Below are 23,622 nucleotides of genomic sequence, written 5' to 3' on the forward strand. Positions count from 1 at the left end.
CGGGACACCTGGCGATGGCGCAGCAGACACTCGCAGAGCAACTGGCAGCATCCTTGGCAGTGCAGATCGGCAATGGCACGTACCGCATTGGCGAACGCCTGCCGTCCCTGCGCGAGTGCATGCGTTTGTTCGGCCATTCGAAAAACACCGTGATCAATGCCTATGAGTCGCTGGCCTCGCAAGGCCTGGTCGAAGCGCGCCACGGGCAAGGTTTTTTCGTCAAGCAGGGCGCGCTACGCAGCAATGAGCCAGAGGAGCCACTGCCCTACACCCGGGCGATGGACACCATTTGGCTGATGCGTCAGCAGTTCGTCCGCGAGCCTGGCCATTCGCCGTTGGGCGAGGGCTTCCCGCCGGTGGAGTGGTTGATGGACATGCGCCTGGACAAGTTCACCCGGCAAATCATGCGCACCGGCGTCACCACGCTGTTTCGATATGGCAACCGCCTGGGCAACGCCAGCTTGCGTCAACACCTGGTGCAAAAGCTCGCCAGCTATGCAATCACCGCCAGCCCCAGGCAAATCGTCACCACCCACGGCGCCAACCATGCGCTGGACCTGATCATTCGCCGCTTCATCGCCCCAGGCGACAGCGTGTTGGTGGAAGACCCTGGCTACTACCCGCTGTTTGGCAAGCTGCAGTTGCAAGGCGCACGCATGCTTTCGGTACCTCGGCTGCCAGATGGGCCGGACATCGAGGTGCTGGAGCAGCACCTGCGCCTGCATAAACCCAACCTGTTCTTCATTCAGTCTGTCGGCCACAACCCGACGGGGTCTGATATTTCACCCAGCAAGGCGCATCGGTTGGTGCAATTGGCTGAAGAACACAACTTCCTGCTGGTGGACGATGATGCGATGGCCGACTTCAAACCGGCCTCGGCGATCAAGGTGTCGGCACTGGACCAATTGCAGCGCTCACTGTATGTCGGGAGCTTCTCCAAGTCGGTGTCTGCGGCCTTGAGAGTGGGCTTTATCGCCGGCAGCAAGGAGGTGATCGATGAACTGGGCGACCTCAAGATGCTGCTGCACACCAGCACCTCGGAGCTGTGCGAGCGCACGGTCGACGTCATCCTCACCGAAGGGCACTTCCTGCGCCACGTGATCCGCCTTCAAGAGCGCTTGAAAGCCGCTACCAGCGCAGGCTTGCAGATGCTCGATGCGATCGGCGCCGAAGTATTCGCGCGGCCCGAGCAAAGCCTGTACCTGTGGGCCAGGTTTGCCCATGTCGACGACGCCAGGGAGCTGACCCGGCAATTGCTGCCCAAGGGTTTCATGATTGCCCCGGGGCATATTTTTGCGCCGGAGCAGGCGCGGGTTAACCCTTGGACGCGCTTGAACGTGGCCTATTTGAATGATGCGTTGCTCAAGGCGGTGTTGGGGCGTGAGGCAGGCTAGGGTGCCCTGTCAGCGCAGCCAACGGCGTAGCGCGTATTGCCGTAAACTGGTTATCAAGGGTTTACCTGTGCAGGAGGCCTTCATCATGCGCAGATTCATGCTGTTGCTCGCTATCACAGCGATCGCGGGGTGCCAGGCGCCCATGCCAGCCGCCAACCCGCAGATGGCCTGGGTCGATTTCTCGGTGCCGTTTCCCAACGACAGGGTGCTGATGGCCGAACGTCTCGACAATCAGCGCCTGCGCGACGGTCGCTTTTTCCAGGTCAGCCCTGGCAGCCATGAGCTGATTGTCCGTTTCGACTTCGAGGCCAGCGGTGGCTCAGGCATGAGCATGATGGGGGGCAGCACCGTTCGCGAATGCTACCTGACCCTCAACTACCCGCACTTCAAGGCGGGCCAGCGCTACGTGCTGGAGGCACGCTCGATGGCCTTGACGCCGGAGGCGCGGTTGTACGATGCCCAGGGGCAGAAGGTTGCAGAGGTGAGCGAGTTCTATTGTCTTATGTGAGTGAAACCTGCCGTATGAATCGTCCGCTGTTCGTTTCTCTGGATGGGCCCAAAGGCACCGGCAAGACCACCTTGCTGGAGGCCATTACGAAAGTATTGAGGGCAGGCAACAACAAGGTAATTCGGCTTTGCGAGCGCAATAACGACCCCAACAGGGGTGAAACCATGGCCTTGGTCAACCAACTCGCCAGAACCCCCTGCCGGGAACTGGAATTGGGGGTTTGTGAGCGCTTGGCCGATAGCCGAAGCTGGATCTCACAGCATGTGCTGCCCAAGCAGCCGCCTGGCAGCATCATCCTGATCGATCGCTGGTACCCCTCCGATGCCGCGTTTCGGCGGACAGTGCCGTTTGCGGAGATTCTGCGGTTGAACATCGAGCGAAACGTGCGCGTGCCAGACCTGCATGTCGGCGTGGTCACCGACCCTGAGGTTTCATGGGCGAGGGCTGCGGCGCGCTCGCGTGGGTTGGGGAGCACGGTGATGTTCAACCTGGGGGAACAGGTGGCCAGTACCGAGGCATTCGAGCGGGCGGTGGCGGAGCAGGGGTGGGTGTTGTGCCGGAATGAAGGGACGGTGGAAGAGGCGACGATGCAGGTGGTTTCGCAGATTTACAGGGTGCTGGGATGCCCGTGAATGCTGCTTTATCCACGAGGAGGGTGAAGAGATCCTTGGGCGGAGTACAAGTGTACTCTCTGCTGCCGGTTTCAAACCTAGATGTCAGTATTAAGGGCCATGCTGCTGCCCGGCCGGGTACGGTCTATGCTCGAACCGTGAATCACGCATTGCCCTTCTACAGCCAGCCTGTTCGTCCTGGCTGATTACACTGTTCGCATCGCCACACATGGAGTACCCGGGATGGGCTGCATGTTGATCGCTCGTGCTGCTCTGAAGCCAGGCGGCCTATGGCTTGTGCTTATTGCTACAGCGCCTTCGGGCGGCAGAGGGTCGCAGGCATGAGCAATCCAGGGCGCGGCTATTCCTTGCAATGGCTGGTGGCGTTGGCCATTGTGCTGGGCATGTCGCTGTTGGGCGCGGGGCTTGCCTGGCAAGGCTATCGCGGTATTCAGCAGACGCTGGTCGCCGCCGCCGGTGACACCGCTCGGCAGTTCGGCAAGACCATCGATGAACGCGCCCGGCGCTTGGTCGACCCTGTGCAGAGCAGCATCCGCCTGCTGGCCTTCAACCCGACGGCCAGCACCCTCGCGCAGCGCCTGGAGCGGCTGCCGCAACTGGTCGAAAGCCTCAACGCGAACAAGATGCTGAGCGCCGCTTATATGGGCTACCCCAATGGCGAGTTCTTGCTGGTGCGCAGGCTCAAGGACCCGCAACTGCTCCAGCGTTACGCCGCACCTGCAGGAACCGCGTTTCTGGTGCAGAGCGTCAGCAAGGGCGACGACGGCACGCTGCTGGGGGAGTGGCGGTTCTACGACCCGGCGCTGGCGCTACTCAAGTCCGAGGCCAAGCCGAACTACCGCTATGATCCCCGCGTACGCCCCTGGTTCGTCGAAGCATCCGGGCAATCCACCACTGTCTTTACCCACCCCTACGTGTTCTTCACCACCCGCGAGATCGGCATGACCATGGCTCAGCGCAGCGTCGACGGCGGCTCGGTGGTCGGCATGGACGTCTCGGTCGACGACCTGGCCAGCGAAACCCGCGACATGCGCATGACCGCAGGCACCGAGATCGCCGTGGTAGACGGGAAGGGCAGTGTGGTGGCGTACCCGGACCTGGCGCGGGTCATCGTGCATGAAGGGGAGGCCGTGCGCCTGTCCCGTATCACCGAGCTGGGCATCCCGAGCCTGGCACAGCTCTACGCGCGCTTGCCCCAGGGCAGCCAGCCTGAAGCGTTCCAGGTGGACGGTGAAACCTGGTACGGCATGCTCGAGCAACTGACGACCCTGGCCGGGCAAGACTTGCAGGTGCTGATTGCCGTGCCGGCCCACGAACTGCTGGCCGACGCACGCAAGGTGCTGGTCGAGCAGTTGCTCTGGGCCGCAGTGCTGATGGGGGTGTTGCTGCCGCTCGGTGGCTTGCTGGGCCGGCGAATCGGCCGCCCGCTGCGCCTTCTGGCCGATCAGGTGCGTGGCCTGGCCAGCTTCGATTTCAGCCGTGAGGTGGGGGTTGAGTCGCAGGTGACCGAGGTGCGTGAGTTGAGCCGGGTGCTTGGTCGCATGTCCGGGACTATCCGCAACTTCCAGGCGATCACCCTGACGCTCAGCCGTGAAAGCCAGTTGGAACACATGCTCGACGGGGTGCTCACCCCACTGGTGGATGCTGCCGGGGCCAGCGCTGGCGCGGTGTACCTGTTCGATGCCGAGCGCGACGTGTTGCGCCTGGCCGCCGCCTGCCGAGGCGAGGGCTACCCGGAGGCGTTGCCGATTGGCGAGCACGCCCCTGATAAGCTGACGAACGCCGCGACACAGGCCCTGGCACTACAGGGCCGCGGTCACGCGGTGGTGCTCAATGATCGTGGTCATGCGTTGCTCGGCATCTTGGTGCTGCAGCTGGCAAGTGAGCAGGCGCTTGATGGAATGGGCGAACCGTTCCAACGCTTTGTCGAGGAACTGTCCGGCGCTGCTGCCGTGGCAATCGAGACCCGCCAGCTGGTCGAGGACCAGCAGCGCCTGCTCGATGCCATGATCAAGCTGCTGGCCGATGCCATCGATGCCAAGAGTGCCTACACCGGAGGCCACTGCGAACGCGTGCCGCAACTGGCGCAGATGCTGTTGGACAAGGCCGTGGCGGCCGACAGCGGCCCCTACGCCGGTTTCACCATGAGCGAGGCCGAGCGTTATGAGTTTCGGGTAGCGGCCTGGTTGCATGATTGCGGCAAGGTCACCAGCCCCGAATATGTGGTGGATAAGGCCACCAAGCTGGAGACCCTGTACAACCGCATTCATGAGGTGCGCATGCGCTTCGAGGTGCTCTGGCGCGACGCCGAGCTGGTGTACTGGCAAGGCGTGGCCAGCGGCGCGGATCGGCAGGTGCTGCAATGTACGCTTGAGCAGAGCAAGGTTGAACTGCAGGAGGCGTTCGCCTTCGTCGCCAAGGCCAATATTGGCGGCGAGTGCATGCAGGACGAAGACGTCGAGCGTTTGCGCCGCATCGGCGAGCGGCGCTGGCAGCGCCATTTCGACAACCGCCTGGGCATCTCCCGCGACGAAGCGGCGCGCTTTGCCGGTGCGCCGCCTGTGCAACTGCCGGTGGACGAACCACTACTGGCCGACCGCAGCGAACACCGGGTGCCCTGGGGGCCGCGCAAACCACCGGTGGCCAAAGGCGACCCGCGCAATGTCTGGGGGTTCGACATGCGCCTGCCGGCCAATGCCAGCGATTACGGCGAGTTGTACAACCTATCAATCCGCCGCGGCACGCTGAACGACGAGGAGCGCTTCAAGATCAACGAACACATCGTGCAGACCATCATCATGCTCAGTTCGCTGCCGTTTCCGCGTCAGATGCGGCGTGTGCCCGATATCGCCGGCAACCATCATGAAAAAATGGACGGCACTGGCTACCCGCGGCGGTTGGGCAAGGCAGACCTGGGTATCGCCGAACGGGTGATGGCGATCGCCGATATCTTCGAGGCACTGACGGCGGCGGATCGGCCGTACAAGGCGCCGAAGACCCTGTCCGAATCAGTGAAGATTCTGGTGTTCATGGCGCGGGACAGCCATGTGGATGGTGAACTGCTGCGCTTGTTCCTGAGCAGTGGCGTGTATCGGGAATATGGCGAGCGGTTCTTGCGGGCAGAGCAGATGGATGAGGTGGATGTGGGGTATTGGCTAGGGCAGATCTAGGCGAGCTTTGGCCCGAAATTGCTAACGCGCACTGTAGAGTCCGCCTTGGCGGCGATGCGACCTTTTAGGCCCATTCGCCGGCAGGCGGATACCTACGCGTTGCGCGGATTACTTGATCAGCGGTACGCCACTGAGCTTCTGCAACTCGTCGAAGTCGATGTCGGCGCAGATCTCGACCACTTTCAGCCCGTCGGACGTCACGTCCAGCACGGCCAGGTCGGTGTAGATGCGGCTGACGCACCCAATGCCAGTCAGCGGATAGGTGCACTCGGGCACGATCTTGCTTTCGCCGGACTTGGTCAGGTGGTCCATCATCACGAACACCTGGCGGGCGCCGGTGGCCAGGTCCATCGCGCCGCCTACGGCCGGGATCGAGCCTTCGGCGCCGGTGTGCCAGTTGGCCAGGTCACCTTTGGCCGACACTTGGAAGGCGCCCAGTACGGCGATGTCCAGGTGGCCGCCACGCATCATCGAGAACGAGTCGGCGTGGTGGAAGAAGGCACCCCCGGTGAGCAGGGTCACGTGCTGCTTGCCGGCGTTGATCAGGTCATCGTCTTCTTCGCCCGGCGCGGGGCTTGGGCCCATGCCCAGCAGGCCGTTCTCGCTGTGCAGGAACACTTCCTTGTCGCCCAGGTAGTTGGCCACCATGGTCGGTGCGCCGATGCCCAGGTTGACGTAGGCGCCTTCCTGAATGTCTGCGGCCACGCGCTGGGCCATCTCGGTGCGGGAGAGCTTTTTGGTGATGGTCATGGCAGGCCTCAGACAGCGTTGGCGATCGAAGAAGCGGCAGCGCCGGTGACGGCGACCACGCGCTGGACGAAGATACCCGGGGTGATGATGTGTTCCGGGTCCAGTTCACCGAGTTCGACAATCTGGTCGACCTGGGCAATGGCGGTTTTGGCGGCCATGGCCATGATCGGGCCGAAGTTGCGAGCGGCCTTGCGGTAAACCAGGTTGCCCCAACGGTCACCCTTGTGCGCCTTGATCAGCGCGAAGTCAGCGTGCAGCGGCATTTCCAGGACGTACTGGCGGCCGTCGATCTCACGGGTTTCTTTGCCTTCGGCCAGCAGGGTGCCGTAGCCGGTCGGCGAGAAGAACGCACCGATGCCCGAGCCCGCGGCGCGGATACGCTCGGCCAGGTTGCCTTGTGGTACCACTTCGAGCTCGATCTTGCCGGCCCGGAACAGTTCGTCGAAGACATAGGAGTCGGACTGGCGCGGGAACGAGCAGACCACCTTGCGCACGCTGCCCGCCTTGAGCAGCGCGGCCAGGCCGACCTCACCGTTGCCGGCGTTGTTGCTGATGATGGTCAGGTCGCGGGTACCGGTGGCGATCAGAGCATCAATCAGCTCAGACGGCATACCAGCAGTGCCGAAGCCACCGACCATGATGGTCGAACCGTCGGTGATGCCTTCCACCGCGCTGGCGATGGACTCAAACGTTTTATTGATCAAAGCGAGCTCCTGGTTTTTCCTGGAGTAGGGATTGTCGACCTGGCCGGCGCGCTTCGAAGCGACTGGGCCAGTCAGCGCCTAGGAAATGTTTGCTGACTGCCGATAGCGTGCCGCAAGATTGGGCACAAGTAGAGAGAGGGGAGCGGATTTTGTGCGATTATCGAACTGTTGTGCGGTGTGCGGGTATTGTTGATGGGCATCTCACCCCAGGTTTTTCTTTGAATCGTGCGGGCGTCATTGCGCAAATTACAGGTCGTTTTCTCTACCCGCGAGATACTCGAACAGCTTGGCCGCCTCAGGCGATAGCTGGGTCTCACCTGCAACCCCTACATACAGCGTTCGCATGGCCCAGTCATCGGTGAGCCTGATGGCTTGGATCTGCGTCCCTAGCAGCTCTTTCCTCACTGATGCCAGTGGCAGAACGCCCACGCCAAGGCCGGCCTCGATCATCCTGCAGATCCCATCGAAGCTGCTGACCTGAATGCGAACCTTCAGCATCTTTCCGTTCGCTACTGCTGCGTCAGTCAAGCGCCGCAGCAGCGAACTGCCTTGGTTGAGTGCCACGAAATCGTAGTCTAGCGCGTCCACCAGCGCTATCTCGCTCGATGCAGTCAGTGGGTGATCAGTGGGCACCAGCAGCACCAGTTGATCACGCCGGTAGACCCTCTTCAACAGCCCCTCAGACGCGACGTTGTCAGCAAAAATCCCGATGTCAGCTCGGCCATTGAAACAGCGTCCACAATGTCGTCGCTGAGCGCTTCGTCCATCCCTATGCGGACAAGCGGGTTATCGGCAAGGTAGCTCGCCAGATCCTGGGGTAGAAATTGCACGACAGCAGACGTGTTGGCGGTCAGCCGAACGTGACCGCGCACGCCCATGGCAAAGTCATTTGCATCGCAAGCCATGCGGTTGACGCTCTCGAGTATATGCCGAGCGTGATCAGCGATGCCTCGACCCGCTGCAGTCAATTCCACCCCGCGTGGCAAGCGGACGAACAGTGCGCAGTCGGTAATACGCTCCAGCTCAGACAGGCGCTTGCTCGCGGTGGAGAGCGTCATGTTTGCGCGATGGGCCGCTTGGGTCAGATTGAGCGTTTCTGCCGCGAAGACCAGGAGGCGTAGGGATACCAAATCCACATGTAGAAGACTCATCAACGGCTCCTAGCCTTTCGATTTTGGAAAGGGTACTGGATAATTTCGCAATTTTCATCATGCACAATGAGAGGGATCATCCTGCCATAACAACCAACAAGAGCGGATGACGCCATGACCCTCCCATTACAAGGCATCAAGGTCATCGAAATGGGGCAGCTGATTGCTGGCCCGTTTGCTGCCAAGATGCTCGCCGAGTTCGGTGCCGACGTTATCAAGATCGAGCCACCTGTGACCGGCGACCCTCTGCGCAAATGGCGCATGCTCCACAACGGAACGTCCGTATGGTGGGCTTCTCAATCGCGCAACAAGCGCTCTATTACGCTGGATCTGCGTCAGGCTGAAGCCCATGATGTGGTCAAACGGCTGGTTGCAGACGCTGATATCCTCATCGAAAACTTCCGCCCCGGCACGCTTGAAAAGTGGGGCCTAGGGTGGGACGTCCTGCGCGAAATCAACCCACGCCTGGTCATGCTGCGTGTGTCTGGCTACGGGCAGAGCGGCCCGTACCGTGACTTGCCGGGCTTTGGTGTCATTGGGGAGGCCATGGGTGGCTTACGCCATCTTTCCGGTGAGCCAGGGCGTACGCCTGTGCGGGTTGGGGTGTCGATCGGTGACTCTCTGTCTGCGCTTCATGGGGTGATTGGCGTTCTTCTGGCTTTGCGCCATAGAGAGCAGAACAACGGCGAGGGGCAGCAGGTTGATGTCGCGCTGTACGAGTCTGTGTTCAACATGATGGAAAGCCTGATCCCTGAGTACTCGGTATTCGAGTCCATTCGCCAACCGGCTGGCAGCAGCCTGCCTGGGATCGCACCCACAAACGCATACCGTTGCAAGGATGGAAAGTATGCGCTGATCGCGGGTAATGGGGACAGCATCTATCGCCGCCTGATGGAGAAGATTGATCGTCTCGATCTCGCCAATGATCCTGAGCTTGAGCAGAACGATGGCCGCGTTCGACACGTGGCCCGCATCGACGCTGCGATCTCGACCTGGACGGCCGAGCGCTCGCTTGAAGAAGTCCTGGATGCGCTGAACGATGCGCGCATTCCTGCCGGCAAGATCTACGACGCCGCCGATATCGCAGCCGACCCCCATTACCAGGCTCGTGACATGTTGCTGGCGAGCACGCTGGACGATGGAACACCGGTCACCCTGCCAGGCATCGTGCCCAAGCTCCTTTCCACGCCAGGGCAATTGCGATCAAGGGCACCGACCCTCGGCGAGCACACCGACCACGTCTTGAATGCGTACGGCATCGATGCGCAAACCCGTGAACAGTGGCGCGCACGCGGCATTATTTGAAGTACGGAGTAACCTGATGAAACGCCTATTTATGCAAGAAGTCGCAACCCGTGACGGCTTCCAGAACGAAGCAACCTTCATCGAGACGGCTGACAAGATTTCGATGATCGACACGCTTAGCCAGTGCGGCTTCGCCAAAATTGAAGTGACCTCGTTTACCTCGCCCAAGGCGATTCCGGCGCTGCGTGACGCAGAAGCCGTGATGCATGGCATCAAACGCCAGCCCGGGGTCGAGTATACGGTGCTCGTTCCCAATGTCCGGGGTGCCGAGCGCGCATTGGGTTGCGGAATCGACGAGGCCAACCTGGTCATGTCGGTGAGCGAACCCCACAACAGGTCCAATCTGCGCATGACCCGTGAAGACTCCTTTGCTCAATTGAAGGAAGTAGTCTCGGTTATTGGCCAAGGCCCCGTTGCCGTGAACGTGTCGCTCTCTACGGTATTCGGTTGTCCGATGCAGGGCGATGTGGCGTTTTCAGAGGTAATGAGCTGGGTTGCCCGCTTCGCAGATTTGGGTGTGCGTGGGGTTACGCTGTGTGACACCACAGGCATGGCGTTCCCTTCGCAGGTGCAGGCCTTGTCAACTGAGGTGCTCAAACGCTTCCCTGAACTGCAGGTGACGCTGCATTTCCACAACACCCGCGGCATGGCCCTGGCCAACACGTTGGCCGCACTCGAGGCCGGGGTCGATCGGTTTGACGCTTCACTCGGTGGGCTGGGCGGCTGTCCCTACGCCCCGGGCGCGAGTGGCAATGTGTGTACTGAAGACCTCGTTCATATGCTCGACCTGATCGGATACGACACCGGCGTCGACTTGGACAAAATCCTCCTGGCCTCAGCACGCCTACCGGGGTTGATCGGGCACTCAACGCCCAGCCAGATCCTCAAGGCGGGTAAGCGCCTGAACCTGCATCCCATCCCGGATCACGTCCACAACATGACCAAGCAAGTCGTGTCGGCAATACCGGAGGTGGCGAAATGATTGACCACCTGGACCATCTGGTACTTACCACCATTGATGTCGAGGCGTGCAAAGACTTTTATGTCCGCGTCATGGGCATGCGCCTCGAGACCTTCGGGGCAGGGCGCCTGGCGTTCTGTTTTGGCAATCAGAAGATCAATGTCCACGTCCGCGGCCAAGAGTTCGAGCCAAAGGCCCATCTACCCGTTCCCGGCGCATTGGACTTGTGCTTCATCGCCAGCGTCGGTCTTGAACAGGTGATTGCACATCTGCAGGCCCAGGCGTGGCCAATCGTTGAAGGGCCCATTCAGCGCACGGGCGCCACTGGGCCTATCCGTTCAGTCTACGTGCGCGACCCAGATCTCAACCTGATCGAGATTTCCGAGCCGCTGTGAACGCGCTCGCGACCTGACAAAATAACAAGAGGTACTTCATGAATATCGTATTCCTGGACGGCGCCAGCCTGCCGTCTGCCATGCCGCGCCCAGCACTGGCTAGCAGTTGGACTGTCCGCGAGCGCACAGGCCCTGACGAGGTGGTCGCTGCGCTTGCAGATGCCCAGGTTGCCATTACCAACAAGGTGAAATTGGGGCGGGTGCAGCTTGAACAACTCCCTGGGTTGAAGCTGATCTGCGTTGCAGCGACCGGTTATGATTGCATCGACATCGCAGCGTGCAGGGATTTGGGCGTTACCGTTTGCAATGCACCGGCTTACTCAGCGGTAAGCGTTGCTGAAGCAGTTGTCGCCTCGCTGTTCGCACTCCGCAGGCGCCTCTTTGAATACCGTGAGGCCGCGTCACGTCAGTGGCCCACCTCCAATCACTTCTGCGTGCACAGTACGCCGATCCTCGACATCCGGGGCGCCACCCTGGGTATTGTGGGGCGCGGTGATATCGGAAGTAGGGTGGCCCGGTTGGCTTCAGCGCTCGAGATGAAGGTGATCTTCGCCGAGCATCGCGGCGCGGCCACTGTCCGTGACGGTTATGTCTCGTTCGAAGACATGCTGCAGAATTCGGACGCCATTACGCTGCACTGCCCGCTGACCGCGCAAACCCAGCATCTGATCGGCGCACCGCAGCTTGCTCAGATGAAGCCCGGAGCCCTGTTGATCAACACCGCTCGAGGGCCGCTCATTGACGAGCACGCACTGCTCGAAGCCTTGCAGTCCGGTCACCTCGGTGGCGTTGCGCTTGATGTGCTGGATGGTGAGCCACCGCGCGCTGATCACCCATTACTGAGCTGCCAACTTCAAAATCTCATCATCACCCCTCACGTTGGCTGGGCAAGCCAGAGCAGCGTATCCCGCCTCAAGGACATCTTGCTTTCGAACATCCAAGCCTTCGCCGCAGGGAAGCCGATCAACGTGGTCTGCTGACCGCTAGCACTTACAACTTGAACAGGTAGAGCGCCATGACAAAAACAATCAGCTCTTCATCCGATATTCCTGACGCCCCGGTGATCAAACGCAAGCCGTTTTATCACCACCTCTACGTGCAGGTTTTAGCGGCCATCTTGCTGGGTATCCTGCTGGGGCACATAAGCCCAGGTCTGGGTGAGCAGATGAAGCCGCTAGGCGATACGTTCATCAAGATGATCAAGATGCTGATCGCGCCGATCATTTTCTGCACCGTCGTGAGCGGCATCGCCAGCATGCAGAACCTCAAGAAGATCGGTCGTATTGGCTTCAAGTCTCTCGTGTATTTCGAAGTCTTGACTACCTTGGCACTGATTGTTGGCTTGATAGGTGTAAACCTGTTCAAGCCTGGGGTAGGGATGCACATTGATCCCGCTACGCTGGATGCATCCGCTATTGCTGGCTACACCAAGGCGGCACACGATCAAAGCGTTGTTGGCTTCCTGACTCACATCATTCCCACCACCGTGTTTGGCGCCTTCGCTGACGGCGAGATCCTTCAGGTACTGTTTATCTCAGTGTTGTTCGCCTTTGGGCTCCAGCTGCTAGGGCCTATCGGCAAACCGCTGTTGGCGACGATTGATCTGGTTGCTCAAGCGTTCTTCCGGATGCTCAAAATCGTCATGTACGTGGCACCGCTGGGCGCTTTCGGTGGCATGGCATTCACGGTGGGCAAGTACGGTATCGGATCGCTCGCGGCCTATGGAAACCTGCTGATCTGCTACTACGTGACCGGCCTTGTGTTCGTGTTCGTGATCTTGAACCTTGCCGCTCGGCTGGCTGGCTTCAGCTTCTGGAAGTTTTTGAAGTACATCAGGGAAGAGCTGTTTCTGGTGCTCGGCACATCGTCCTCTGAGTCCGCGCTGCCGCGACTCATGACCAAGCTTGAGAAGCTTGGCTGCGAGAAGTCCACGGTGGGCCTGGTGGTGCCGTCAGGCTATTGCTTCAACCTGGACGGTAGCTGCATCAACATGACGGTGCTGGCCATCTTTATCGCCCAAGCCCTGGATATCGATGTATCACTCTACCACCAGATAACGCTGCTGCTCATCCTGCTGCTGACTTCCAAAGGGGCAGCGAGCGTGACCGGGGGCGCGTTTATCACGCTGGCTGCGACGCTTGGCTCCATCGACGTCATTCCCGCTGCCGGCCTGGTGTTGGTGCTGGGCGTCTACCGGTTCATCTCTGAAGGCGGTGCACTGATCAATGTGATTGGTAACGGTGTCGCCGCACTGTTTGTGGCTCGCTGGGAAGGTGTTCTCGATCAAGAACAACTCAAACGCGAGCTGGGCTAGGTTTACGTGCTGGCCTTCCTGATGCCTGCCACGCACAGGTAGCAGGCGGGCTGGCGCGTAACTTTTCAGGTATGAGGCAAGCATGCCTCAGCCGTTCCGGTGTAAGCGCTATATGAGATATTCCGCGTGGAGTACAAATGTACTCCACGCGAGTGCGCTTCCAAAACGCGAAGCGCTGTGCTCGCTATCGCTCAGCATCACGCTTTAGAATCGCCTCCAGTGGCAAGTCGCTCATAAGCGTAAGAAAGAGGCAATTTATGGATCGCGAAGGCGCCGGCTCTTCAGGAGACTTGGATGCTCCCGCATCACCCCATCAGGAGTCCGCGTTTCCGACGAGCGTTTTGGAGCGCCTGCAGTTGGCGCTCGATGCTGGCGCGATCGTTGGAACGTGGGTGTGGAACATCCTCGACAACCAAGTGACTGCGGATGAGCGATTCTCGCGATCTTTTGGACTTCCAGCAGATAAATGCATGGCGGGTATCCCGATTGAGGAAGCCTTCGCCTCTATTCACCCTGACGATCGTGAACGTGTCTCTGCCGATATCGAAGAGGCGATGACCCGCGGGGGGGCCTACCGGTGTGAATACCGCGTCAGACAGCATGATGGCAACTACCGTTGGATTGAGGCTAATGGTAGAGCTGAGCTTGACGATGAAGGTCGCGCTGTTCGGTTCCCTGGCGTTCTCATGGACATTGAGTCACGCCGCTCAGCAGAGGCTGAGCGCGACAGGATGTCAGCGTTGCTTCGTACCTTCACTGCTGCCGTTCCGGGTGTTGTCTACGCCAAAGATCTAGCGGGGCGGCTGATCGTTGCCAACGATGGTGTCACCCAACTGGTTGGCAAGCCACCGGAGCTCTACCTGGGCAAAACCGATTTGGAGTTTTTGGAAGACAAAGCCCAAGCACGCCAGATAATGGAAACCGATCGGCACATTATGCAGGGCGGGCAGGCCGTTCAGATCGAAGAGCGTGTCGACATGCCGGATGGCACAGCCACCTACTGGCTTTCGGTCAAAGCGCCACTGTGCGACGAAGCAGGCGAGGTCATCGGGCTGATCGGCTCGTCAATCGATGTAACCGCGCGAAGAAATGCCGAGGCGGAACTGCTTGAACTCAACCGCACCTTGGAAGCGAGGGTTGCAGAAGCCGTGGCCGAGCGAGAAGCGGCGCAAGCAGCGCTGCGTCAATCGCAAAAAATGGAAGCGGTCGGCCAACTGACCGGAGGTATCGCACACGACTTCAACAATCTGCTGGCGGGCATCACGGGGAGCCTTGATTTGATCAAGCTCCGCTTGAAGCAGGGACGCATAGCTGATGTAGAGCGCTACCTGACGGTGGCCCAAGGTGCGGCGCATAGGGCGGCCTCACTCACTCACCGGCTGCTAGCGTTCTCTCGCCGCCAGACACTGATGCCTGTTCATACCAATGTGAACACCCTCATCAGCGACATGGAGGAGCTAATAAGTCGGACAGTAGGGCCAGCCATTCAACTCAAGGTGGAGCTCCATGCGGCATCGAGTACCTGCCTGGTCGACCCGGCCCAAGTGGAGAACGCGCTGCTGAACTTGTGCATCAACGCGCGTGACGCGTTGAAAGGCGGAGGCTCAATCGCCATCAAGACCTACAACGAGGAACTGGTGCAAGGGGCCGAGCTGGATCCGGAATTGGAGCCTGGAACCTACTTCACAATCTGTGTCGCCGACGACGGTCTCGGCATGAGTTCCGAAACGCTCACTCGAGTATTTGAGCCGTTCTTCACGACCAAACCCGTAGGGGCGGGCACCGGGCTTGGGCTGTCCATGATTTATGGCTTTGCCAAACAATCGGGCGGGCAGGTCAGGATCGAGTCGGAAGAGGGGCGAGGAACCCGGGTATTCCTTCAATTACCCAGCCTTGCAGCCAGCGTCGAAGCTGCACCTCGCGCAGAGTCCTTGCCTGAATCGCCAATGGCCTTGCCAGGCGAGACGGTACTGGTCGTCGATGATGAGCCCTCCGTCCGCATGTTTGTGAGTGAAGCGCTGGGGAACTGCGGCTATATCGTCATTGAGGCGGCCGACAGTCTAGCGGGCCTTCAATTACTGCGTTCGGATACCCGCATCGATTTGCTGGTAACCGACATTGGCCTCCCAGGAGGCATTGACGGCAGGCAGATGGCCGATGCCGGCCGCTGCACTCGGTCGGGGCTTCCGGTCTTGTTCATGACGGGGTATGCGCAGCCGCACGTGTTGGACAATGCCCAGCTAGAGCCCAACACGGCTGTGCTGACGAAACCGTTCACGCTTGAAGCGTTGACGTTGAACGTTAATGCTTTGCTCAAGGGTTGCTAATCGGTACTTGTAGTATCGCAGCTTGGCCGGCTTATCCAGCGTCGGGGTTCACGCCACGATTGGTGTGGAGGTAGCTGTTCTCTCCGCACTTTGGCGCAGTTCTGCGATATCACGTTTGGGCGGCATGCCGAACTGGCGCCCGTACTCTCGGCTGAACTGCGAGGGGCTCTCGTAGCCGACCTTGAAGGCAGCGGTGGCAGCATCCAGGTCTTCGTTGAGCATCAACCGTTTCGCCTCGTTCAACCTCAGCCATTTCTGGTACTGCAGCGGGCTCATGGCGGTGAGCTGACGGAAATGCTGATGGAAGGTGGAGAGCCCCATCTGCACCTGGGAGGCCAGCTCGTCCACTCGCAAAGGCGCGGCGTAGTTCAGCTTCATCCAGTCGATGGCTTTGGCAATTCGATGGCCCTTGCTGCCTACGGAAGCGATATAGCGCAGCAGAGGGGCCTGGTTACTCAACAGCAAACGATAGTGGATCTCTCGTTGAATCAGGGGCCAGAGCACCGGTATCGCATCCGGCTCCTCTAGCAGCTGAATCAGACGGGCGAAGCTCTCCAACAATTTCGGGCTCAGTTCACCCACGCCAGCGCTGGTATGGAAGGACTGACCGTTCACAGGAAGACGACCATCGTGCGCGATCAGCTCCGCCAGCGTGCGCAGGTCGAGCTTGAATACCAGGCCGAGACAGGGCGCTGCATCGCTGGCCATCGTCACCGCTGAGTTGGCGGGTATGTTCAGCGAGGTGACCAGGAAGCGAGTCGTATCGTAGGGGAACACGTCGCTGCCGATGACCATTTCCTTGGCGCCCTGCACGACCAGCACAATGCTCGGCTCGACGATGCAGGTGATCGGTGGGGCTGGGGCGTTACGTCGGTAGACGCTCAGGTCTGCAATGCCTGTCGGGAAATCGCCCGCAGTGGGGGCGTGCGCGCCGATAACCCTGCACAGCGTAGCCATTGGGTTCGTGCTTGAAGGCGTTAATGCGTTGGTGGCCATGGCGTGGGTTCCGATCATCGTATGGCAAAACATTACTTTCATGTCACTTCACCTGTCCATGTCCGGTGACCAGGGGCTGGACATTTAGGCAAGAAAACTACCCGTTTGCTCTACTGGTGTGCTGGTTTAAGCGAGGAATATTGGCGGCAGTTGAGGCCCGTGCACTTTGAAATTGATACAACGAGAACCGCTATGAACAGCCCAGCAATACCCCTTCAACACTCAAGCCGTCACGTCTGGGGCGCTGTCCTGGCGATGTCACTATGTGCTTTTGCCCTGGTGGCTTCAGAGTTCCTGCCGGTGAGCTTGCTCACGCCGATCGCGTCCGATCTGTCACTGACTGAAGGCCAAGCCGGGCAGGCCATTTCCATCTCGGGTTTCTTTGCTGTCATCACCAGCCTGTTGCTGGCAGCCGTGACCCAGGGGATCGACCGCAAGCCGGTGCTGTTGGCCACTACTGCGCTCATGCTGGTTTCCGGCACGATGGTGGCGTTTGCCCCGAACTACCTGACATTGATGGTAGGGCGCGCCGTGCTTGGGATTGCCATTGGTGGTTACTGGTCGATGTCCACTGCAGTGATGATGCGCATCGCGCCAGAGGCACTTATTGCGCGGGCTATTGCCGTGATGCAGGGCGGTACGGCGTTGGCCACGGCAATCGCGGCGCCCGTTGGGAGCTACCTGGGCGGCTTGATTGGCTGGAGAGGGGCGTTCTTTTGCGTCGTGCCGTTGGCTGCATTGGCGTTGATCTGGCAGGCCTTCACGCTGCCGGCTATGCCGAGCCAGCGCACTCAGGTATCGGCCTTCGGCCCCCTGCGCTTGCTGGGGGACTGGAAGATCGCCCTTGGCATGAGTGCAGTAGCATTCCTCTTCATGGGACAGTTCACACTCTTCACGTATCTGCGGCCTTTCCTGGAGAAGGTCACGCTTGTCGACCTGCCCACGCTCTCGCTCCTGCTGTTGGTCATTGGTGTCGCAGGTCTGCTAGGCACCCTGTTAGTGGGCGCGCTTGTTAACCGAAACCTGAACAGGATTTTGGTGGGAATACCGCTGATCATGAGCGCTATCGCATTCGCCGTTATCGCGGTGGGTACCTGGGTGGTCCCAGTCGCGTTTTTGCTCGGCCTTTGGGGACTGATCGCAACGTGTGCGCCCGTGGGGTGGTTCACCTGGTTGGCCAAGGCGCTGCCGCACAACGCAGAAGCCGGTGGTGGCTTGATGGTTGCGGTGATTCAGTTGGCGATCACAGCTGGTGCCACAGTGGGCGGTTTGCTGTACGACGGGAGCGGTTACCAGGCTACCTTTATGGCCAGTGGCGTATTTTTGCTCATCGCAGCCACACTGAGTGTTATCACAAATGCTATGGGAGATCGGCGCAGGCGGTGATAATGGGGGCAACTACAAGGGCCAGTCATGCTAACCATCTCCAATAACGTGCATCTGCCGGATGCCGAAATCGAACTGACATACATCCGCGCGCAAGGCGCGGGTGGGCAGAATGTCAACAAGGTGTCCAGCGCTGTGCACCTGCGCTTCGACATCCGTGCCTCATCGTTGCCCGAGTTCTACAAGGAGCGGCTGCTGGCGCTGCGTGACAGCCGCATCACCGGTGACGGCGTGTTGATCATCAAGGGCCAGCAGTATCGCACCCAGGAGCAGAACCGTGCTGACGCACTGGCGCGTCTTGCCGAGTTGATCATCAGTGCCGGCAAGACCGAGAAGAAACGCCGCCCCACCAAGCCGACCCTCGGCTCGAAGACCCGCCGCCTCGAAGGAAAAGCCAGGCGGAGTACGGTCAAGGCGGGTCGGGGTAGGGTGGACTTCTAGTGAGGGTAGGCCAGCACCTCTGGGTCAATGCTGTGATTGCGCCTGCAGGTTGTGAGTTGGAGCCGAAGCGGCGAGGGCAGCAGGCCTGGATGACAGGGCTGCGATTGCTGCTATCAAGGCGAGGCCACCAATGAAGCACGGCGGCGACCGTTTTTGCCGAGCTGTTGAGGCAATGGTGTGCTCAGGTGCAGCCCCAAAACTGAGCGACTGGATGGGCCTCAATATCGACTGACCTGCAGCAGGTGGTGATGGGGGGCGATCCCGCTCGCCCCCGTAGCCTGATACCCGCACGATATAAATGCACTGGGCATTCAGCGGGTGGCGTGACAAAGCCTTTCTATGATCCGGCGGGCCCTGTTGGCACCGACGTCAACATGAATATCAATCATCTGCCGTTCACCGAATCGACACAGGTTCTTGTATTGAGATTCGATAACAACTTTGTCCTCATCAAATGTCATTATGGTTTGCTCAACTACTTTCGCTTTGACTTCTTCGTGATTGCTTTCCGGGTTGGTGGCGATGGTCCAGAAGTAATGGCTAGTGGTTTCGGTTTCCGGGGTCACGCCATGGAAGCCGCGCATGTGGAAGCCGCCCCGCTGGGGATTGTCCAGGGGCTCGGTTCCGGCATCTACAGCGCCGGTCCAAATACGCAAGTGGCTGATATGAAACTCAATTTCCTGCCAGCGATCGACAGTGCCCTTGAATGGGTAGGCGGCGACATAGGTCGGAGGCGGGACGGAGTCAGGCATGTGTCGAACAACGCGAACCGAATGGTCGTCGCTTTCTACCGTCATCTGGGCATTCATGTGAACGCTGGCGTTGCCGCCAATGGTGCGTAGGTGGACATAGCCCAAATGGCTTAGATCCATCAAGTTGTCGTGTATGAGCTGATAGGGCGCGTCGTAGTGATACACGTCACCCTCAAAAAGATAATGCCCATTCGTGTGAACATCGTAGGCAGGAGGTTCATCGATAGGCTCTGGGTTTTCGGGGCTGCCAAACCAGATCCAAACGATCTGGTCTTTTTCCACTACGTGAAAGGCTGTCACTTTTGCTTTGCTAGGTATTTTTTCCTGGCCGGGGACCTCAATGCATTTACCGGCTTCATTGAACAAGAGACCGTGATAGCCGCAGCGAAGGCCGCTGGCTTCAAGTGTTCCATCAGACAGGGGTAGTGCCCTGTGACAGCATCGGTCTTCGAGTGCCGCCACCTTGCCATCCGCTGTGCGGAACATCACGACTGATGTGTTCAGCAAGGTTCGGCCCACGGGACGATCCTTGAGTTCCCAGCCCAACGCAGCCACATACCATTGATTGAGCGGGAATGTGGAAGGCTTGGCGGGTGCAATATCCTGGGCGAGTGACTGAAGGGGAGAGGCAGTCATAGGAGTCTCCGTTGCAGTGAATGTGTTGGTTAGAGATCAGAGGTCAAGTACGAGTCGAGGTGACTTTGCCCGGGAGCAGCACGGCGTGAAGCAATCATTCCTGGCGTGTTCATCGGCGGTCATGAATTGATCCCTGTGATCCGGGATACCCTCCAGCACGCGTGTCACGCAGGTCCCACACACGCCTTGTTCGCAGGATGTTTGAACTTCAATTCCCGCGTCGTCCAACACCTCGAAAACGCTGCGGTCGACTGGAATTTCAAAGGTTCTACCGCTCCTGGCGAGCACTACCTCGAAGGGCGTGTTCGAACCCTGGTCACTGATCTGGCCCGCAAAGAACTCCCGATGCATGCGCGCTTGCGGCCAGCCGGCAGCCTCGCCGGTTTCCAGAATGTGGTTCATGAAGCCAGTGGGGCCGCACACATACAGATGGCAACCTTGATCGACCGTATCGAGAATGGCGGCGGCATTCAGTTTTTGTTGCTGCACGCCGCTGTCATCATGGAAAGTGATGCGGTTCGCGAACGGCGCATGAGCAAGTGCGTTAACGAATGCTGCACGGTCGCTGGAGCGGAAGCAGTAATGAAGCTCGAACTCCAGGCTGCGATGCGAAAGCTCATAAGCCATGGCCAGGATTGGGGTAATACCAATGCCTCCGGCAAACAGCAGATGGCGCTTAGCGCTGTGGTCGAGCTGGAACAGATTGCGTGGCGCACTGATCGTGAGCGTTTGACCTTGCTCTACAGCAGAGTGCATTGCCTGCGAGCCGCCGCGGGAGCTAGGCTCCCTCAGAACACTGATGAGATAGCGATTACGCTCTCGTGGGTCATTGCACAGCGAGTACTGGCGAATGAACCCGCCTGGTACATGAACGTCGATGTGGGCACCGGCTTCAAAGGGCGGAAGTGATCCGCCATCCAAGGGGCTCAATTCAAAGCTGCAAACACCTTCTGCTTCGATTGCCTTGCGGCTGACGTTGACTTCAAACATGACTCATCCCTCCACATTCAAGTGGCTACTGAAAATTCACAGGTAAAAGATCGACCGGGAGGAGGTCAGCCTGGCGCGAAGGGCGGCAGCTCTGGCTTGCAGCCAGGCACGCGGGAAGTGACTAGGTGACGGGTGTTCATGGCATTACCTGATAATTATTTTTGTGAGGTACGGTGACGGCATATCATGCTGGGCTGGCCCCAGCTATCGGTTGAGTAAATCCTCGGATCAATTGGTTGCGGTGTCAACTAATTTTCTCCAAGGCCAATTGAAGGTGTGCTCTCTATGTCCACAGCCCCCCAGCTAGACCTCGCCCGCTATGTGCCCGCGCTGCTGAATTTTCTGTCCAACAAACTCTCCTCAGGGGCTTCGCAGTGCTATCGAAAACACTTCGGGATTGGCGTTGTGGAGTGGAGGATGCTGTCCATGCTGGCAGTGGAAAGCGGGATAACGGCGAATCGTATCTGCCAGGTGATCGGCCTCGACAAAAGTGCTGTTAGCCGCTCTCTACAGGCGCTGGAGGTGGCAGGGCGAATTCGTACGGAAGTAGATCCTGCTGACGGAAGGCGCTACACCGTTTCGCTTACCGAGAGCGGTGTGCAGTTGTACAACCGGGTCTTGATGGTTGCGCTTGAACGAGAGCGTCGCTTGCTGAGCGGCCTCTCGTCAGCCGAAGTCGATACCTTGATCAACTTGCTTGGACGCTTGAACAGCCAGGTCTCTCACGTCAACGACTACGATCCAGAGAACCCCTGAGCGTGATGACAATGATCTTCATCCGTTCGACGACCAAGCTGCACCTGAGATAACACTACCGGCTACCGGCGCCCCCTTCCGGTATCAACCTTCCAGGCTGCCTTCGCACCTTTGCGCGGGCATACCCCCCTCGGACCAACGCAACCGCACGATTCAATGCTTGGCCACAAGTATCGCGATTGCCGATAGGTCACATCCCAACAAGCGATTAGTCAGAGCCCTGCACTGAGGTCAACCTGTTCCCGTCGTCTGGTCTATCCCGCCAGCTGACTTCACTTCGGCAGGTCGATCGCATCGATCCCGTTCGCCTCGTCCGGCCGTGGTGGCAAAGAAAATTGCCAACAAAAACAATAAAAGAGGGTTCGTTCGATGGCTATTCGCTCCATCGCCGCAGCGCGGCGTGCGCCTTTCACTCTGACGCTCGCCACTGCCTTGGTCTGCGGTCTTCCATGTGCCCAGGCGTTTGAAGTGCAGACCGACAACCCTGACCTCAGTCTGCGGTGGGACAACACGCTCAAGTACAGCTCTGCCTGGCGCCTGAAGGACCAAAGCAGCAAGCTCAGCAGCGGCTCGGTAGCGTTGAACCAGGACGATGGCGACCGCAACTTTGACAAGGGCCTGATCTCCAACCGCCTGGATGTACTCTCTGAACTGGACATTGGCTACCGCGAATACGGCGCGCGGATCAGTGGCGCGGGCTGGTTCGATACCGAATACCAGAAAGACAACGACAACAATGACCCGACGCGGGCCAACCAGCGTTCGGTTGCCTACGACGAATTCACCGACGATACCCGCCACTTGCACGGCGGCGACGGCGAGCTACTGGATGCCTTTGTCTACTGGAACGGTGATCTGGCCGACCGCGCGCTCTCGGTACGTCTGGGCCGCCACGGGCTGATCTGGGGCGAAAGCCTGTTCTTCGGCGCCAACGGTATCGCTGGCGGCATGGCACCGGTAGACGTGGTCAAGGCAGTGTCGGTACCCAACACCCAGTTCAAGGAAATCACCCGGCCGGTCAGCCAGCTGTCGACCACCTATCAACTGACCGATGCATTGTCAGTCGGCGCTTACTACCAGTTCGAATGGGAAGAAACCCGTTTGCCGGGGGCTGGCAGCTATTTTTCGGTGAGCGACACCATTGGCGAAGGTAACGAGCGACTGATTGTCGGCGCACCGTTCCCGCCATTTCTGGGCGGCAACCCCGGCAGCCCGGCAGCCTTTTTCCACGGCAACGACAAAGAAGCCAAGAGCTCGGGGCAGGGCGGCCTGCAGTTGCGCTACACCGCCGACACCGTTGAGTACGGCCTTTACGCCATCCAGTACCACGACAAATCCCCCAAGCTGTACTTGAAGCCAAGCGCTACCGGACCGAACTTCGCCACTGGCCAGGTCGGCGAATACTACTGGGTCTATCCCGAAGAGATCCGTGCACTGGGCGCAAGCTTTGCCACCACGCTGAATGAGTACAGCTTCGCCGGTGAAGCCTCCATGCGCTGGAATATGCCGCTGGTTTCCAACGGCCAGACCGTTACGCCGGGCATGGTTGCCGACAATGACGACCATCCGCTTTATGCCGTGGGCCGCACGGCGCACCTGAACCTCAACATGCTGGCGTCGCTGGGCCCCTCGTTCATCGCCAATGAGGCAAGCCTGGTCGGCGAAATCGCTTGGAACCGCTTGCTCAGTGTCACCAAGAACCGTGCTGCGCTTGACCCGAGCGCTACCGACGACGGCGTTGGTATCAAGCTGGTGTACAGCCCGACATATCGGCAGATTTTCCCTGGCATCGACCTCAGTGTGCCAGTGGGCGTCAGCTACTTCCCCATGGGCAAATCGGCGGTGATCAGCAGCTTCGGCCCGGACCGCGGTGGCGATTTCAACATCGGCCTGAGTGCCACCTACCTGGACCGAGTCACCTTCGGCCTGACCTACACCCACTACTACGGCCCAGAGGACACCAACCTCAACGCCGCCAGCCAGTTTACGTTCAAACAATCACTGAAAGACCGGGACTACCTGGCCTTCTCGGTCAAAACAACATTCTGAGGGGA

19 protein-coding genes and 1 pseudogene are annotated in these 23,622 nt (G+C 59.5%); 14 read left to right on the forward strand and 6 right to left on the reverse strand.

The annotated features are described in order from the left end of the window. The first annotated feature begins 14 nt into the window (after nt 1-14). The 4 genes from GIB19_RS09385 to GIB19_RS09400 all read left to right on the forward strand — a co-directional run bounded on the left by GIB19_RS09385 (nt 15) and on the right by GIB19_RS09400 (nt 5,704). Nucleotides 15-1,394 carry an aminotransferase-like domain-containing protein gene (locus tag GIB19_RS09385; protein WP_274885293.1) on the forward strand — a complete coding sequence of 460 codons (1,380 nt, stop codon included), beginning with the start codon at nt 15-17 and terminating at the stop codon, nt 1,392-1,394. Between the two features lie 85 nt (nt 1,395-1,479). Continuing rightward, nucleotides 1,480-1,902: a PA0061/PA0062 family lipoprotein gene (locus tag GIB19_RS09390; protein ID WP_027593315.1), complete on the forward strand. Its 423-nt coding sequence runs from the start codon at nt 1,480-1,482 to the stop codon at nt 1,900-1,902. Between the two features lie 14 nt (nt 1,903-1,916). Further along, nucleotides 1,917-2,534: a dTMP kinase gene (locus GIB19_RS09395; protein ID WP_274885294.1), complete on the forward strand. Its 618-nt coding sequence runs from the start codon at nt 1,917-1,919 to the stop codon at nt 2,532-2,534. A 320-nt stretch (nt 2,535-2,854) separates the two neighbouring features. Then, nucleotides 2,855-5,704 (forward strand): HD domain-containing phosphohydrolase, encoded by a 2,850-nt coding sequence (locus tag GIB19_RS09400; protein WP_274885295.1) that lies wholly within the window; start codon nt 2,855-2,857, stop codon nt 5,702-5,704. A 108-nt stretch (nt 5,705-5,812) separates the two neighbouring features. Here GIB19_RS09400 and GIB19_RS09405 read toward each other — a convergent pair whose 3' ends face one another. From GIB19_RS09405 to GIB19_RS09415, 3 genes and pseudogenes are all read right to left on the reverse strand, one after another. After that, nucleotides 5,813-6,454 carry a 3-oxoacid CoA-transferase subunit B gene (locus GIB19_RS09405; protein ID WP_027593312.1) on the reverse strand — a complete coding sequence of 214 codons (642 nt, stop codon included), beginning with the start codon at nt 6,452-6,454 and terminating at the stop codon, nt 5,813-5,815. Between the two features lie 8 nt (nt 6,455-6,462). Next, nucleotides 6,463-7,158: a 3-oxoacid CoA-transferase subunit A gene (locus GIB19_RS09410; RefSeq protein ID WP_027593311.1), complete on the reverse strand. Its 696-nt coding sequence runs from the start codon at nt 7,156-7,158 to the stop codon at nt 6,463-6,465. Nucleotides 7,159-7,404: 246 nt separating this feature from the next. Continuing rightward, a pseudogene (locus tag GIB19_RS09415) lies at nt 7,405-8,309 on the reverse strand (LysR family transcriptional regulator). Between the two features lie 114 nt (nt 8,310-8,423). Here GIB19_RS09415 and GIB19_RS09420 point away from each other — a divergent pair. From GIB19_RS09420 to GIB19_RS09445, 6 genes are all read left to right on the forward strand, one after another. Further along, a complete protein-coding gene (locus GIB19_RS09420) occupies nt 8,424-9,614 on the forward strand; it encodes a CaiB/BaiF CoA transferase family protein (protein WP_258704110.1) in 1,191 nt (396 codons plus the stop codon). Nucleotides 9,615-9,630: 16 nt separating this feature from the next. Then, on the forward strand, nt 9,631-10,596 hold the full coding sequence (locus GIB19_RS09425) for a hydroxymethylglutaryl-CoA lyase (protein ID WP_027593308.1): 966 nt from the start codon (nt 9,631-9,633) through the stop codon (nt 10,594-10,596). Beyond that, complete coding sequence (locus GIB19_RS09430; protein ID WP_027593307.1) at nt 10,593-10,970, forward strand: VOC family protein; 378 nt, start codon at nt 10,593-10,595, stop codon at nt 10,968-10,970. Before GIB19_RS09425 ends, GIB19_RS09430 begins: the two co-directional genes overlap by 4 nt. 38 nt (nt 10,971-11,008) lie before the next feature. Continuing rightward, nucleotides 11,009-11,950 (forward strand): D-2-hydroxyacid dehydrogenase, encoded by a 942-nt coding sequence (locus GIB19_RS09435; RefSeq protein ID WP_274885296.1) that lies wholly within the window; start codon nt 11,009-11,011, stop codon nt 11,948-11,950. Nucleotides 11,951-11,985: 35 nt separating this feature from the next. After that, on the forward strand, nt 11,986-13,284 hold the full coding sequence (gene dctA, locus GIB19_RS09440) for a C4-dicarboxylate transporter DctA (protein ID WP_274885297.1): 1,299 nt from the start codon (nt 11,986-11,988) through the stop codon (nt 13,282-13,284). Nucleotides 13,285-13,541: 257 nt separating this feature from the next. Further along, entirely contained in the window at nt 13,542-15,611 is a 2,070-nt protein-coding gene (locus tag GIB19_RS09445) for a hybrid sensor histidine kinase/response regulator (protein WP_274885298.1), read from the forward strand. Nucleotides 15,612-15,659: 48 nt separating this feature from the next. Here the strand turns inward: GIB19_RS09445 and GIB19_RS09450 are convergent, their stop codons facing one another. Then, a complete protein-coding gene (locus GIB19_RS09450) occupies nt 15,660-16,607 on the reverse strand; it encodes an AraC family transcriptional regulator N-terminal domain-containing protein (protein ID WP_446731373.1) in 948 nt (315 codons plus the stop codon). Nucleotides 16,608-16,799: 192 nt separating this feature from the next. On the opposite strand from GIB19_RS09450, the gene GIB19_RS09455 reads away from it, so the two are divergent. Further along, a complete protein-coding gene (locus tag GIB19_RS09455; RefSeq protein WP_274885299.1) occupies nt 16,800-17,993 on the forward strand; it encodes an MFS transporter in 1,194 nt (397 codons plus the stop codon). Between the two features lie 27 nt (nt 17,994-18,020). Next, nucleotides 18,021-18,434 (forward strand): alternative ribosome rescue aminoacyl-tRNA hydrolase ArfB, encoded by a 414-nt coding sequence (gene arfB / locus GIB19_RS09460; RefSeq protein WP_085272877.1) that lies wholly within the window; start codon nt 18,021-18,023, stop codon nt 18,432-18,434. Nucleotides 18,435-18,745: 311 nt separating this feature from the next. Here arfB and GIB19_RS09465 read toward each other — a convergent pair whose 3' ends face one another. Both GIB19_RS09465 and GIB19_RS09470 read right to left on the reverse strand, forming a co-directional pair. Further along, nucleotides 18,746-19,822, reverse strand: a complete 1,077-nt coding sequence (locus tag GIB19_RS09465; RefSeq protein ID WP_274885302.1) for an aromatic ring-hydroxylating dioxygenase subunit alpha — start codon at nt 19,820-19,822, stop codon at nt 18,746-18,748. 36 nt (nt 19,823-19,858) lie between these two features. Beyond that, nucleotides 19,859-20,812 (reverse strand): PDR/VanB family oxidoreductase, encoded by a 954-nt coding sequence (locus tag GIB19_RS09470; RefSeq protein WP_274885303.1) that lies wholly within the window; start codon nt 20,810-20,812, stop codon nt 19,859-19,861. A 285-nt stretch (nt 20,813-21,097) separates the two neighbouring features. On the opposite strand from GIB19_RS09470, the gene GIB19_RS09475 reads away from it, so the two are divergent. Continuing rightward, on the forward strand, nt 21,098-21,568 hold the full coding sequence (locus tag GIB19_RS09475; RefSeq protein ID WP_099429307.1) for a MarR family winged helix-turn-helix transcriptional regulator: 471 nt from the start codon (nt 21,098-21,100) through the stop codon (nt 21,566-21,568). 369 nt (nt 21,569-21,937) lie between these two features. Beyond that, complete coding sequence (locus GIB19_RS09480) at nt 21,938-23,617, forward strand: DUF1302 domain-containing protein (RefSeq protein WP_274885304.1); 1,680 nt, start codon at nt 21,938-21,940, stop codon at nt 23,615-23,617. The last annotated feature ends 5 nt before the right edge of the window (nt 23,618-23,622 follow it).

It is taken from the genome of Pseudomonas sp. ITEM 17296, from assembly GCF_028895205.1.
In the GTDB taxonomy this organism is placed as follows: Bacteria; Pseudomonadota; Gammaproteobacteria; order Pseudomonadales; family Pseudomonadaceae; genus Aquipseudomonas; species Aquipseudomonas kermanshahensis.

Excerpts from the sequence above, each read along its gene's own strand:
- GIB19_RS09470 (WP_274885303.1), bottom strand. The coding sequence starts at position 20,812 with ATGTTTGAAGTCAACGTCAGCCGCAAGGCAATCGAAGCAGAAGGTGTT.
- GIB19_RS09390 (WP_027593315.1), top strand. The coding sequence starts at position 1,480 with ATGCGCAGATTCATGCTGTTGCTCGCTATCACAGCGATCGCGGGGTGC.
- GIB19_RS09420 (WP_258704110.1), top strand. The coding sequence starts at position 8,424 with ATGACCCTCCCATTACAAGGCATCAAGGTCATCGAAATGGGGCAGCTG.
- GIB19_RS09425 (WP_027593308.1), top strand. The coding sequence starts at position 9,631 with ATGAAACGCCTATTTATGCAAGAAGTCGCAACCCGTGACGGCTTCCAG.
- GIB19_RS09430 (WP_027593307.1), top strand. The coding sequence starts at position 10,593 with ATGATTGACCACCTGGACCATCTGGTACTTACCACCATTGATGTCGAG.
- GIB19_RS09405 (WP_027593312.1), bottom strand. The coding sequence starts at position 6,454 with ATGACCATCACCAAAAAGCTCTCCCGCACCGAGATGGCCCAGCGCGTG.
- GIB19_RS09465 (WP_274885302.1), bottom strand. The coding sequence starts at position 19,822 with ATGACTGCCTCTCCCCTTCAGTCACTCGCCCAGGATATTGCACCCGCC.
- GIB19_RS09445 (WP_274885298.1), top strand. The coding sequence starts at position 13,542 with ATGGATCGCGAAGGCGCCGGCTCTTCAGGAGACTTGGATGCTCCCGCA.
- GIB19_RS09455 (WP_274885299.1), top strand. The coding sequence starts at position 16,800 with ATGAACAGCCCAGCAATACCCCTTCAACACTCAAGCCGTCACGTCTGG.
- GIB19_RS09450 (WP_446731373.1), bottom strand. The coding sequence starts at position 16,607 with ATGGCCACCAACGCATTAACGCCTTCAAGCACGAACCCAATGGCTACG.
- dctA (WP_274885297.1), top strand. The coding sequence starts at position 11,986 with ATGACAAAAACAATCAGCTCTTCATCCGATATTCCTGACGCCCCGGTG.
- GIB19_RS09395 (WP_274885294.1), top strand. The coding sequence starts at position 1,917 with ATGAATCGTCCGCTGTTCGTTTCTCTGGATGGGCCCAAAGGCACCGGC.
- arfB (WP_085272877.1), top strand. The coding sequence starts at position 18,021 with ATGCTAACCATCTCCAATAACGTGCATCTGCCGGATGCCGAAATCGAA.
- GIB19_RS09480 (WP_274885304.1), top strand. The coding sequence starts at position 21,938 with ATGGCTATTCGCTCCATCGCCGCAGCGCGGCGTGCGCCTTTCACTCTG.
- GIB19_RS09435 (WP_274885296.1), top strand. The coding sequence starts at position 11,009 with ATGAATATCGTATTCCTGGACGGCGCCAGCCTGCCGTCTGCCATGCCG.
- GIB19_RS09400 (WP_274885295.1), top strand. The coding sequence starts at position 2,855 with ATGAGCAATCCAGGGCGCGGCTATTCCTTGCAATGGCTGGTGGCGTTG.
- GIB19_RS09475 (WP_099429307.1), top strand. The coding sequence starts at position 21,098 with ATGTCCACAGCCCCCCAGCTAGACCTCGCCCGCTATGTGCCCGCGCTG.
- GIB19_RS09385 (WP_274885293.1), top strand. The coding sequence starts at position 15 with ATGGCGCAGCAGACACTCGCAGAGCAACTGGCAGCATCCTTGGCAGTG.